Origin of the sequence: Methylocaldum marinum (assembly GCF_003584645.1) — a bacterium.
Classification (GTDB): domain Bacteria; phylum Pseudomonadota; class Gammaproteobacteria; order Methylococcales; family Methylococcaceae; genus Methylocaldum; species Methylocaldum marinum.
On the sequence record NZ_AP017928.1, the window covers coordinates 5,578,915 to 5,591,057 of the forward strand.

Here is a 12,143-nt window from a genome sequence, read left to right on the forward strand (position 1 = left end):
AAAGCAGCCGGCCGCGCAGCGGGCTCTTGCTCGAACTTTCCGTCCCGGGTCCCGCGCGGCCGGATCAATACCGCAGCACGCTGCTGCCCTCCCCGATGCGCCGCACGGCAACCACCAGCGCATCGATCTCTTCGCGGGTGTTGTAGAGTGCGAGTGACGGTCGCACGGTGGATTCGACACCGAAACGGCGCAGAATCGGCTGTGCGCAATGATGCCCGGAGCGGACTGCGATACCTTCCCGGTTGAGCGCTTCGCCGACCGCTTCCGAGCGAATCCCTTCCAGTACGAAAGAGATCACCCCGGCCTTGTCCGGAGCGGTACCGATGATCCGCAAGCCGGGTATGCCGGCGAGCCCCCGCGTGGCATGGAGAAGCAGTTCGTGCTCGTAGCGGGACACGTTCTCGAGCCCGATCCGTTCCAGATAATCGAGTGCCGCGCCAAGTCCCACCGCATCGGCGATATTGCCGGTGCCCGCTTCGAAACGTGCGGGAGCCGGCTGGTAGAGCGTTTGCTCGAAACTGACGTCCCGGATCATGTTGCCGCCGCCCTGCCAGGGAGGCATGGTATTGAGCAGATCGAGCTTGCCGTACAGCACGCCGATCCCGGTGGGACCGAACACCTTGTGGCCCGAGAACACATACCAGTCGCTGTCCAGGGTTTGCACGTCCACCCGAAGATGGGAAACCGCCTGGGCACCATCCACCAGCACTCTTGCGCCATAGCGGTGCGCGATCTCGATCATTTCCCGAGCCGGCGTCACCGTGCCCAGGGCGTTCGATACCTGGGAAAAGGCCACCAGCCGGGTGCGCGGGCCGAGCAGCTTTTCGTACTCGTCCAGCATTACACGGCCGAGGTCATCCACCGGGGCGACGCGCAGGCGGGCACCCACTTCGAGACACAATTGCTGCCAGGGAACAATATTGGCATGGTGCTCCAGCCAGGTAATCACGATTTCGTCGTCCTTGCCGATATGGCGGCGGCCCCATGACTGGGCGACCAGGTTGATGGCTTCGGAGGCGCCGCGGACGAACACGATCTCGTCGCTGGAGGCGGCATGGAGAAACCGCGCCGCCTTGTCGCGAGCCGCCTCGTAGGCGTCGGTGGCGCGCGCCGCCAGCTCGTGGGCTCCCCGGTGGATGTTGGAGTTCTCGTGCCGGTAGAAATAAGCGAGGCGGTCGATGACCGCTTGCGGCTTCTGGGTCGTGGCGGCGTTGTCCAGCCAGACCAGGGGGCGGCCGTGCACGCGTTCTTCCAGGATCGGAAAGTCGCGGCGCACGGCATGCACGTCGAACGCCGGATGCGCGGAAGCGAGACCGGCCAATGTTTCGGGCCGGAACTCGGTCGAACCGGCCGGGGGCGTTGCGGGTGTCCGGGCGAACGAGCGCGCGTCATCGAGAAAGTAGAGCGAGGTTCCGGAAGCCGGGGCTGCGGCAACCGCGGGTGATGCCGCGGCTGCCGGGAGATTCGGAACGGATGGATCTCCCGGCAGCGTGTTACCCGGCGATACCGGGTGGCCTCCGAAAGAAGCGGGGTCCAGCCCGCCGCGGGGTGCGAGGTTCAAGGCCGGCACCGCGCGGGGCGGCGTCGCCCGGACCGAGTCCAGGAAGTAGAAAGAAGGCGATTCGACAAAGACTGGGGCCGGCGTGGGGACGATTGGCAGCGGCGAGGGTGCCGTTGCGCCCGTCAGCGCGCCGGGCAACGCGCGAAGTTCGGCCTCGCCGGGCAGCCCGGCTGCCGGTGGCGGAGGCAAGGCCGGCGAGCCGATCTGCCCTGGCGATGCCGGACCGGTCACGGTCGGAGCCGTCTGGCCGGGCAGGGTCGCGAACAACTCGCCGGCGAGTTTTGCGAGCGCCGCGGCCTCCGGCGGGAATTTCCCGCCGAAAGCCGCGTTTTCCCATTCCCCGGTATGGTCCGCGTCCGGATTCGGTATCGAACCCGGCCTGACGGCAGCGTCGCCCTTATTTCCGATATTCGGGCTTGTAGTCATGGTATTTCCCCACTTCCACGTTATCGAGCACCCCGATCGCGTCATCGGTCAAGATCACCAATGAGCAGTACAGCGAAATCAGGTACGAGGCGATCGCCTTGCGATCGATGCCCATGAACTTCACCGCGAGTCCGAGACCCTGCTCGCCGGAGATGCCCGGTTGATAGAGACCCACCACGCCTTGCCGGCTCTCGCCGGTGCGGAGCAGCAGAATTTGCGTCTTGCCGTCGACGATCTTCAGCTTGTTGGTCGGGATCAGCGGAATGCCGCGCCAGGTGAGGAACGGCGTGCCGAACAGGGTGACGGTGGGCGGCGGCACCCCGCGGCGGGTGGCCTCGCGTCCGAACGCGGCGATCGCCTTGGGATGGGCGAGAAAAAACGCGGGCTCCTTCCAGACGATCGAAATCAGTTCATCCAGATCGTCGGGCGTGGGGGCGCCGGTCAGCGTCTGGATCCGCTGTTCCGGAACCACGTTGTTGAGCATGCCGTAATCTTGGTTGTAGAGCAGCTCGCTTTCCTGGCGTTCCTTGATGGTCTCGATGGCCAGGCGCAGCTGCTGCTGGATCTGGTCGTGGGGGCTGCTGTACAGATCGGACACCCGGGTGTGGATGTCGACCACGGTGGTTACCGAACTCAGAAAATACTCGCGCGGATTTTCTTCATAATCGACGAAGGTCTCCGGCAACTCCCGCTCGTCGAGCTGGGAGCAGGCGGTCAGGACCCGCGACTCGTCCTTGACCTTGTTCAGTCGGTAAATACCCGCTTCGACGCCCACCCAGGGCAGTAGATGGACCAGCCAGCGCGGGGTGATGGACACCATCTGCGGGACGGTTTTGGTGGCGTTGGCGAGCTGGCGGGCCGCCACGTCGCTCAACGCTATATGAGCGTGCTGATTTTCTGCCATTGTTTTTTCCTATTGCTGCTTGCTGCCTGTTTCGATTCCCTATGCTCCAATCCATTTCGATACCGCTTCCTTCTGGGGTATCGAACGTCTCCCTGTCCAAGTTCCGTCTCGAATGACGATCCCTCTCAAATGCCGGCACCGGCGTCGAAGACTTCGCTCCGGGTTTGTGCCTGTGTAACATTGCTTCCCGGCGGTACGCTGCGCGTGAGCCAGACATTGCCGCCTATGGTCGATCCGCAGCCGATGGTGACCCGGCCGAGGATGGTCGCGCCGGCATAAATCACCACGTCGTCCTCGACGATGGGGTGGCGGGCGTTTCCTTTGATCAGGACGCCGTTTTCGTCCGCCGGAAAACGCTTGGCTCCCAGGGTGACCGCTTGATACAAGCGCACCCGCCGGCCGATGATCGAGGTTTCCCCGATGACCACCCCGGTGCCGTGATCGATGAAAAAACTGTCGCCGATTTCCGCTCCCGGATGGATATCGATGCCGGTCGCCGAATGCGAGATGTCGGAAATGATGCGGGCGACCAGCGGCGCACCGAGCCGATGCAGCGCGTGGGCGAGCCGGTGATAGGTGATGGCCGTGATTCCCGGATAGCAAACCAGCACCTCGTCGATGGTTCGCGCGGCGGGGTCTCCCTGGTAGGCGGCGGCGATATCGGTTTCCAGGAGCGCTCTCACCTGGGGAAGACGCGCGGCGAAATGCCGGCTGATCTCGGCGGCCTCCCGGTCCGGATCGTTGCCGTTCGTGCCGGCCGCTTCGGCAGCGAAGCGCAATTCCAGGAGTACCTGGTCGTGCAGCGACCTCAAACTCGCAAAAAGCGTATGGCCCACGAAGTAGTCGACGCCTTCCTCGGTGAGTCCCGGCGCGCCCAGCCGATTCGGGAACAAGGCGGCGGACAGGCCGTCCAGGATGCCGATCAAGGCTTTGCGCGACGGCAGCTTGGGCGGCCGGTCTCCGCGGTTCCTGTTTTCCAGCGATTTGACCCGCAAGCTGCGAAGGTCCGCGACGATCGAATCGATCTCCCAATGCGGATACGCCACAGGTTTCGCTTCCGTTCCGGACGTTGGGGCGTTCATAAGGCGAATCCGTTGGCGTCGAACACGCCTTCGAACAAGATCGAGCTGAGGTAGCGTTCGCCGGAGTCGGGCAGCACGACGACGATGGTTTTGCCTTCGTGCCGCGCTTGCTTGGCCAGGCGTACCGCCGCCGCCACGGCGGCCCCGCAGGAAATGCCGGACAGGATGCCTTCCTCGCGGGCGAGGCGGCGCGCGTAATCGACCGCTTCTTCATTGGTGACTTGTTCGATCTCGTCCACGAGGGAGAGATCGAGGTTCTTCGGAACGAAGCCGGCCCCGATCCCCTGGATCTTGTGGGGCGAGGGTTTCAGAGGCTGGCCGGTGCGCTGCTGGGTGAGTACGGGACTTGCCGCAGGTTCCACGGCGACCGATACGATCGGTTTGCCGCGGGTTTGCTTGATGTAGCGCGAAACGCCGGTGATGGTGCCGCCGGTGCCGACCCCGGATACGAAAATATCGATGGCGCCTTCGGTATCGTTCCAGATTTCGGGCCCCGTGGTTTGCTCGTGGATGGCCGGATTCGCCGGGTTGCTGAACTGCTGGAGGAGAACGTAGCGCTCCGGATCGGATGCGGCGATGGCTTCCGCCTGGGCCACCGCTCCGCTCATGCCGCGCGCGCCTTCCGTCAGCACCAGCCTGGCGCCGTAAGCGGCCAGCAGCTTGCGGCGTTCTAGGCTCATGGTTTCCGGCATGGTCAGCGTGAGCGGTAGATTGCGGGCCGCCGCCACGAAGGCCAGCGCTATGCCGGTATTGCCGCTGGTCGGCTCCACCAGTTCCTTGCCCGGCCCCAGCAGTCCGCGGCGCTCGGCATCCCGGACCATGGCGGCGCCGATACGGCATTTGACGGAATAGGCGGGGTTGCGTCCTTCGATTTTCGCCAGCACTGTCGCGGGCGCTCCGTCGGTGACGCGGTTGAGCCGTACCAGAGGCGTGCGTCCGATGGAAAGCGAATTGTCTTCGTACCAATGTGACATGACTGTCTCCTTGACATCCTGAATGATGGACAAAAAAAAGCCAGCGGCCCCGTTCAGGGCACACTGGCTTCCGGTGGTCCGGTCGGCTCAGACAACGTGATGGGTGCTGACTATACAAAAGCGCCATGTTCCAAAGAAGAAACATTTGGCTATGTACGGTTATATCCTTATAACGAATAGTTCCATTGAGGCCGTGAAAGCCGAATCCGGTATTCAAACTCTCGTAAGTCGGTATCTAGCCCGTTGTCATTCCATTCGACATTCGAGTGAACATTCATCGTAGGATGGGTAGAGCGAAGCGAAACCCATCGATGGTGGGTTAGCCCTTCGACTCCGCTCAGGACAGGCCCTTCGACTCCGCTCAGGACAGGCCCTTCGACTCCGCTCAGGACAGGCCCTTCGACTCCGCTCAGGACAGGCCCTTCGACTCCGCTCAGGACAGGCCCTTCGACTCCGCTCAGGACAGGCCCTTCGACTCCGCTCAGGACAGGCCCTTCGACTCCGCTCAGGACAGGCCCTTCGACTCCGCTCAGGACAGGCCCTTCGACTCCGCTCAGGACAGGCCCTTCGACTCCGCTCAGGACAGGCCCTTCGACTCCGCTCAGGACAGGCCCTTCGACTCCGCTCAGGACAGGCCCTTCGACTCCGCTCAGGACAGGCCCTTCGACTCCGCTCAGGACAGGCCCTTCGACTCCGCTCAGGACAGGCCCTTCGACTCCGCTCAGGACAGGCCCTTCGACTCCGCTCAGGACAGGCCCTTCGACTCCGCTCAGGACAGGCCCTTCGACTCCGCTCAGGACAGGCCCTTCGACTCCGCTCAGGACAGGCCCCTCGACTCCGCTCAGGACAGGCCCCTCGACTCCGCTCAGGACAGGCCCTTCGGCTCCGCGTAACCCACCGCCCCTTCGACTGGGCTCAGGACAGGTCCGAGGTCGCTCGGTGGGTTACGGCCTCGCGGCCTAACCCACCCTACAAAAAATGAATGCCTGATTGAAAGCGATTTGGAATAAGCCCCGGCCTATTAATCCGGCCCTTAAATACCCTATTGATTCCGTTCGGGCTGAGCTTGTCGAAGCCCCAAGCCGAGCGCCCTTCGACAAGCTCAGGGCGAACGTTATTGTGAGCCGGGTCAATAACACGCCGTATCCGCAAGATTGCGATCCGTGGTAGGAACGAAATTCCGCTCGTAGTGGCTACCCTTGACCAAATCGGCTTGCAGCAGCTTTGCGAGGTCGGCATCGGCCTCGTTATTGACGCCTTCGATCAGTAACTGGGTGTCGAGGCGGCGAACAGCCAGGAGCAGGGAAGAGCGCCTGCGGTAATTTTCCGCATCGCGGGCCGGTTTCGGGAAAAAACGGGTGTCGAACCGCACGAAATCGGGCGTGAAGCGGTAGAGGAACTCGATGCAATACCGTTCGATGAAGCCTTCGCCGGTGCGGGCGTCGAATTTGATCGCCGTCGAGTAGCCGCGGTCGCGGTAATTTCTCATGCGTGCGAGCAACAGAACGAGGTGGCGATCGTAGATCGGGCTGATCTGCAGCGTAATGACCACGCGGCGGGTCGAGAGCCCGCAGCGCTCGATGATGCCTTCGAAATAGGCACCATGGTCGCGCTTCACGGCAAGAACGTGCTGCGGATGAACATGGAGGAACAGATAGCCGTTCTCATGGGCGAGCGGAAGGTAATTGAGCATATGCACCGTACGGGTCAGACGATCGAAGTTCACGATGTTCGGACCGTTATTCCAAGCTTCCTCACGGAGCGGCGAATCCGAACCATGGGGCGCGTCGGGTATGAGCGAGGACGCATCGTGGCCGATCACGAGCGCCGGCGATTCGGCCAGGCGCACCGGTTGTAGAACGCTGCCGATATGCACGGTCCCGAAGCGTCCTTCGACCCGCGTGCCATTGAGCTGGAGCGGTGGTTGGGTTAATCCTTGCTCTTCGGTGAACCACTGATTGAAATATTCGACGAGTTGCTGCAATGGCATGGGAAATCTCCTTGATCGAAAGTGGCCACGGGGCGGCAGACGATCCCGGCCTGCCAGCGGGTTTAAGGCTCCGTAGCTCAGTTAGCCGATCCCGGAATGCTTAGCGTCCGGAGCCGTAAATTTGATCGAACACGCCGCCGTCCGAGAAATGGGTCTTTTGGGCCTTGTTCCAGTCGCCGAAAACATCCGAGATCTTGAACAGCTCGAGCTTTTTGAACTGATTGCCGTATTTCGCCAGGGTCTCCGGATCGCCGGGCCGATAGAAATGCTTCGCGGCGAGTTCCTGGCCCTCCTTGCTATAGAGGTATTCCAGATACGCCGTTGCCAGCTGTTCCGTTCCATGCTTCTTGGCGACCTTGTCCACCACGGTGACCGGCGGTTCGGCCAGAATGCTGAGGGACGGGGTGACCAGTTCGAACTTGTGGTTGCCGTTTTCGGCGCTGCTGGAGCGGCTGTATTCCTTGAGTATCAAATGGGCTTCGTTTTCCCAGGTAACGAGTACGTCGCCGATCTCCCGCTCGGCGAAGGTCACGGTCGAGCCGCGCGCGCCGGTGTCGAGTACCGCGGCATTTTTGTAGATCCTCTGTACCAGGTCCTTGGCGGCCGCTTCGCTTCCGTGCTTTTTCAATCCGTAGCCCCACGCGGCGAGATAGATCCAGCGGGCACCGCCCGAGGTTTTCGGATTGGGCATGACCACTGAAGTGCCGGATTTGGCGAGGTCGTCCCAATCCTTGATGCCTTTCGGATTTCCTTCGCGTACCAGGAACACCATGGTCGAGGTATAGGGGGCGCTGTTATTCGGCAGGCGAGACTGCCAGTTTTCCGGAATCAGCTTGGCTTTTTGATACAACTGATCGACGTCGTAGGCCAGGGCCAGCGTCACTACGTCCGCATCCAGTCCGTCGATCACGGCGCGCGCCTGCTTGCCGCCGCCGCCGTGGGATTGTTTGACGGTTACCGTGTCGCCTGTCTTCTCAAGCCAGTACTTGGCAAAGGCCGCGTTGTATTCCTCGTAAAACTCGCGGGTAGGGTCGTAAGAGACGTTGAGCAGGCTGAAGTTGGCGGCTTCGGCCAAAGTGGAAGCGGCCAGAACCGTGCCGAGGAGAACGACGTTCAACGTGTTTCTTAGATTTTTAAATGTCATTGAGAGGGCTCCTTGATATTTGTTGGGAGAAAAGTGGTAGGTCGTAGTGGTCAAGCAATCGTTCTTTTTTCGTTTTGTCTTCCTGAGATCAGAGCTTGGGATTGCCGTCGCCGAAAGCGTTCAGGTTGACCTCGAAATAGAAGAAGTTGCTCGGCTCCGAGGTGAAGGCCCCTTGTCTCTTGCCCACGTCCTTGGTGAAATCGCCCGGTGTGAAACGGGCGTAGCTCAGGCTCCAATCCATGTAAGGGTTGAGTTTGTGCACGAAACGGATGTCGAACTCATGGCCCAGGAAGCTACCGCTTCGACCCGTGGCGTCGCGTAGGTTGGCGCGGTTCCATGCGTCCGTTTCACTCTGCAGCCAATACGCGTTGTAGCCGGTCTCGACGCGAACATCCCTGAACGGTGAAAACTGCAATCTCGCTTTGGGCGCATGGATGTTGTCCCAGGAGAAATAGTCGCTGCGCGACCAGGGCTGGTTGAAGCCGTAAAAGATATCGAAGCGTTCGTTTCTGCCGTCCGTTTGTCCCCTGTCGCCGGTGCCGTAGCCGTAGTAGGCGCTGACTCTTGGTTTCCAGGCGTGATCGAAGGTGTAGCCGAGTTCCAGCGAGTAGGCCAGTGCGTCATGCTGGAGATTGGCCTGCACGCGGCTTCCTTGCACCGTGCGGATTTGCCCGGAACGGCCGAATTGCTTGTTGATGTCGGCGTCGAAATCGAAGCCGGTTTTGCCGAAAAAGCCGTAGACGCGCAAACCGGGCGCGTAAATGTCGCGGTCGGTCAGGCCGGCGGCGAGATCGCCGTTCTGCTTGCGTCCGAGGAAATAGGGCTGAACCGTGATGAAATCCGACCACCGCCGGATGCTGAGCACGCCGCCGTAGATCCATGTTTTTTCGTCGGGGCGGTCGAACTCGTATTTCAAACGCTGGACCGGCTGCAATGCGAAGGTGTCCAGATCCCAATCGTTTTGCCGCTTCCCGAAGCTGACCCGAAAACCTTCGAAGTTGTTGGTCGTGTTGCGGAACTGGTTGTTGCCGATCAATCTTCGGTCCAGCAACTCGAGACTCATGCGCCCGGCGCGAATGCTCAAAGGACGGTCTTCGCCCAGCGCATTACGAAAATACAGCTCCGCATACCCCTGGATCAGCTCGAACTCGTTGGTCGTGCCGTTATCCCGTTCATACAGGCTGTTGTAGCTGCGCGCATCTTCATATTCCACGGCGAAGCGGAAGGGATCGAGGATGTCCTGGATGCCCAGATAGGCGCGAGTTCTCAGCAGCCAGATATTGTCGGGCTCCGGACGGAATCTTCGGACCGCAGTTCCCGATGATGTGTCCGTCCAGGGCCGGAAATCGTTTTCGCGGTACTCGTACCGGGCGCGGAAGTCGAGTCCGACGTTCAACCAAGTAATGTCGCGGAATTCCTTGAACTGAGTTTTGCTCAGATTGCGCACGTAGCGGGGCGGTTCGTAGTGCGGCTCGGTCCGGTAACCGCGAGTCGGGCGATAGTAGTCTTCGGCGCCGGCCAAGCCCGACAGGCTCAAGAGCTGGCTTACAAGGATCGAGCCTTGTAAGGCGCTCGGAATACGAGGCTTCATCGTTTCACCTTTCTTTTTGAGTTAGGGGAACTCTGATCAAGTCTGCAACTCGGAGAAGCGGCCTGTGCAACGGATTGATCCAACAGGCCCTCACCCAACCTTCTCCCAGAGGGAGAGGGCCTATTCAGAGTTTCCTTAGAGCCGTCGAACTCGTTTGAATCAGGGTATGGTCGGTTGTATTTCTGCCATCGCTCTCGGAGCGAATCGAAAGAGACGTTCACGCGAGTGATGGCCTGGGGATGCTCCGAATGAAGCATGGACACGCCTGGCCCGAACAGGGTGATGGCGTACTTAAGATGTCGGTCTTGCATGGTGTCGTCCTCACGTAGTGCTGCGTCGACGCCAACGATCGGTATCGTTGCCGGCTTTCCGCGGCGCGAGAACTTCCGGTGGTCCGGTCGGTTCGCCGATATTTTTTTATGAAACCTCCGGTGGTCCGGTGAGGCGGGTTTTTAAGCTCGACAGCGCGTTGAGTTTGGGCGGGAGCGCTGACGGGAGGGCAGGGTCACTCAAGTTTCCTTGTCGGACTTGAGCGTCCTCGCCGTTTCGGTGGGGCAGGGAAGATTTAGCCGCAGCTTATCCTTGCGTTCGATCTGAACGATACGCCCATCGTGCACGATGATCTCGACTGCGCCAAAACGGAGCCCCTGCAGGGCTTCCAGGATTTTTTGGGCTACTGCCGGCGACGTTGGTGAATCTTGAAAGGGCGCACGGTTGTTGAAAGTCATGGCACGAGCCTTGTTTGTTTTTCCGATGTTAAGTTCCTGTATGAGGCCGGCTTGACTCTGCCTTGTGCAGGAGTAAGTCCAAGCCTCCGAATCGTCGTTGGACGCATGTTAGCAATGATGAGTAAAACAAAAAAGAATAAAAAATAAAAACTAGATAACTAGAAGGAATAAAAGGCGGCGCGCGCTGCATGCGAACGAAAGGACGAGGAAGGCGAAGAGAAAGTTCTCTTGGAGCAAAAACCGGGCGTGGCACAGATGGTTTTACCGAATGTCGAACTTCGAATAATCATCGAGCCGAGACTGGCATAATGGAAACCCGGATACCGTGCGCTAAACCTGCACTTTTACGGCAGTCGATTGCCGAATGTCATCCGTCGGTCATAAAACCGGCGAAACATCCACGTCAATGACGAAGAAAAAATCGGCTTAATCGCATGGCCGGAACTTCACGATAACCCACACTCGCATTCATGCCGACTCAGTCCGTATCGCGCGCCGAATATTCCGGCTCTCTGGTCTTGTGCGTTCTTGCAGTGGCGAATTATCTACTGTTCTATCTGATCAATATTACACTGGCGCGCAAGCTTTCGGTTCCGGATTTCGACGAGTTCAGCGTCGCTCTGTCGGCCTCAGCCATCTTGTCCACCGTGGCCACGCTCGGACTGGATAAATATGCACTGCGCTGCATTCCGGTCTATCGGGAAAGAGGGGACTGGAGCCGCACCTTGGGATTCTGGATGTTCTCCCTGCGAATGGTTCTGCTCTGCGGCCTGTTCCTGGCTTTCGCGGGGCTGTTGCTCGGACTCGGCGCGGGGACGAAGGCTCCGGTTGCGGTCGTCATTCTGGTGTTGTGTCTGCCGGTCATCGCGCCTGCTTTGTTTCTGGTCGAGGCGGTTACCGCAAACGGCAGGCAGATCGAAGCCATCATGATTTACCGCCTGCTTCTGCCGATCAGTTTTCTCTTTTTCATCTATTTGATTTTTCTGTTCGACCTTGCGATGACTGCGGCGGGCGTCGCTTGCGCTTACGGTCTGGCCTGGCTGTGGACCCTGAGCGCGATATGCCAGTTGGCCCGGTTTACAATGCCGGAAGACGCCTGGCGGGCCAGGCCGTCCTTCCTGAAGGCCAAGTGGGTACGACGGGCGCTGCCGCTTTTGCTGAACAGCTGGATGCTGAGCGTAATGGCGGGATCCGGGGTGATCATTCTGGAACTGCTCTATCCCGCCGACGCCATCGTGGGAACCTATGCCGTCGCCGCTCAGACCGGCACCTTCATCGTGCTGCTGGCCAACACTGCGAACCGCTTTTATCTGCCGCTGACGTCGATATTCATGGAACGCTCGGATCCCTTGTCCTTGCGCCGGCTGATGCGGCACAGACTGATGGTCGTGGGTGGCCTGGCGATCGTTTTTCTGGGCGGAGTCGTGGTGCTGGGGCAGAATATCCTCGATTGGTTCGGTCCCAACTTCAGCCACGGCTACGAAGTGCTTTGCGTGCTTGCGGTGGGTGCCTCGGTCAGCGCCCTTTTTTCCGACTCGCCGTATTACCTGCAGTTCATGAAGCGGAGCCGCAGCGTGTTCATTACCACCAGCTATGCGGTGGCGATCAATCTGGTATTTGGCTTTTATTTGTCCGACCGATTCGGCGCGGTCGGCGCGGCTTACGGATACACTTTGTCGATGTGCTTTCTGTTCGTCCGCTTGCGTTTTCAGACGTATCGACATTTGAAAGAAGTCGCTTAAA

9 protein-coding genes are annotated in these 12,143 nt (G+C 60.2%); 1 reads left to right on the plus strand and 8 read right to left on the minus strand.

Annotated elements, in window-relative coordinates; all coding sequences use genetic code 11:
• Positions 1-64: 64 nt before the first annotated feature.
• The 8 genes from sS8_RS24995 to sS8_RS25035 all read right to left on the minus strand — a co-directional run bounded on the left by sS8_RS24995 (position 65) and on the right by sS8_RS25035 (position 10,400).
• Entirely contained in the window at positions 65-1,987 is a 1,923-nt protein-coding gene (locus tag sS8_RS24995; RefSeq protein ID WP_119632134.1) for a family 2A encapsulin nanocompartment cargo protein cysteine desulfurase, read from the minus strand.
• Positions 1,959-2,891: a family 2A encapsulin nanocompartment shell protein gene (locus sS8_RS25000; protein ID WP_119632135.1), complete on the minus strand. Its 933-nt coding sequence runs from the start codon at positions 2,889-2,891 to the stop codon at positions 1,959-1,961. Before sS8_RS25000 ends, sS8_RS24995 begins: the two co-directional genes overlap by 29 nt.
• A 125-nt stretch (positions 2,892-3,016) precedes the next feature.
• Positions 3,017-3,973 carry a serine O-acetyltransferase EpsC gene (gene epsC, locus sS8_RS25005; RefSeq protein ID WP_119632136.1) on the minus strand — a complete coding sequence of 319 codons (957 nt, stop codon included), beginning with the start codon at positions 3,971-3,973 and terminating at the stop codon, positions 3,017-3,019.
• Entirely contained in the window at positions 3,970-4,947 is a 978-nt protein-coding gene (gene cysK, locus sS8_RS25010; protein WP_119633004.1) for a cysteine synthase A, read from the minus strand. Before cysK ends, epsC begins: the two co-directional genes overlap by 4 nt.
• 1,129 nt (positions 4,948-6,076) lie before the next feature.
• Positions 6,077-6,937: an EAL domain-containing protein gene (locus sS8_RS25020; protein WP_119632137.1), complete on the minus strand. Its 861-nt coding sequence runs from the start codon at positions 6,935-6,937 to the stop codon at positions 6,077-6,079.
• 100 nt (positions 6,938-7,037) lie between these two features.
• Entirely contained in the window at positions 7,038-8,081 is a 1,044-nt protein-coding gene (locus tag sS8_RS25025; RefSeq protein ID WP_119632138.1) for a sulfate ABC transporter substrate-binding protein, read from the minus strand.
• An 88-nt stretch (positions 8,082-8,169) separates the two neighbouring features.
• Positions 8,170-9,672, minus strand: a complete 1,503-nt coding sequence (locus tag sS8_RS25030) for an alginate export family protein (RefSeq protein ID WP_119632139.1) — start codon at positions 9,670-9,672, stop codon at positions 8,170-8,172.
• 509 nt (positions 9,673-10,181) lie between these two features.
• The gene (locus tag sS8_RS25035) at positions 10,182-10,400 is read right to left on the minus strand and encodes a YezD family protein (RefSeq protein ID WP_119632140.1); all 219 of its coding nucleotides are present in this window, start codon (positions 10,398-10,400) and stop codon (positions 10,182-10,184) included.
• Positions 10,401-10,870: 470 nt separating this feature from the next.
• On the opposite strand from sS8_RS25035, the gene sS8_RS25040 reads away from it, so the two are divergent.
• Positions 10,871-12,142 (plus strand): oligosaccharide flippase family protein, encoded by a 1,272-nt coding sequence (locus sS8_RS25040; RefSeq protein WP_119632141.1) that lies wholly within the window; start codon positions 10,871-10,873, stop codon positions 12,140-12,142.
• The last annotated feature ends 1 nt before the right edge of the window (position 12,143 follow it).

What these genes read in the sequence shown, in the direction of transcription:
- sS8_RS24995 (WP_119632134.1), bottom strand. Translation starts at nt 1,987, where the DNA reads ATGACTACAAGCCCGAATATCGGAAATAAGGGCGACGCTGCCGTCAGG.
- sS8_RS25000 (WP_119632135.1), bottom strand. Translation starts at nt 2,891, where the DNA reads ATGGCAGAAAATCAGCACGCTCATATAGCGTTGAGCGACGTGGCGGCC.
- epsC (WP_119632136.1), bottom strand. Translation starts at nt 3,973, where the DNA reads ATGAACGCCCCAACGTCCGGAACGGAAGCGAAACCTGTGGCGTATCCG.
- cysK (WP_119633004.1), bottom strand. Translation starts at nt 4,947, where the DNA reads ATGTCACATTGGTACGAAGACAATTCGCTTTCCATCGGACGCACGCCT.
- sS8_RS25020 (WP_119632137.1), bottom strand. Translation starts at nt 6,937, where the DNA reads ATGCCATTGCAGCAACTCGTCGAATATTTCAATCAGTGGTTCACCGAA.
- sS8_RS25025 (WP_119632138.1), bottom strand. Translation starts at nt 8,081, where the DNA reads ATGACATTTAAAAATCTAAGAAACACGTTGAACGTCGTTCTCCTCGGC.
- sS8_RS25030 (WP_119632139.1), bottom strand. Translation starts at nt 9,672, where the DNA reads ATGAAGCCTCGTATTCCGAGCGCCTTACAAGGCTCGATCCTTGTAAGC.
- sS8_RS25035 (WP_119632140.1), bottom strand. Translation starts at nt 10,400, where the DNA reads ATGACTTTCAACAACCGTGCGCCCTTTCAAGATTCACCAACGTCGCCG.
- sS8_RS25040 (WP_119632141.1), top strand. Translation starts at nt 10,871, where the DNA reads ATGCCGACTCAGTCCGTATCGCGCGCCGAATATTCCGGCTCTCTGGTC.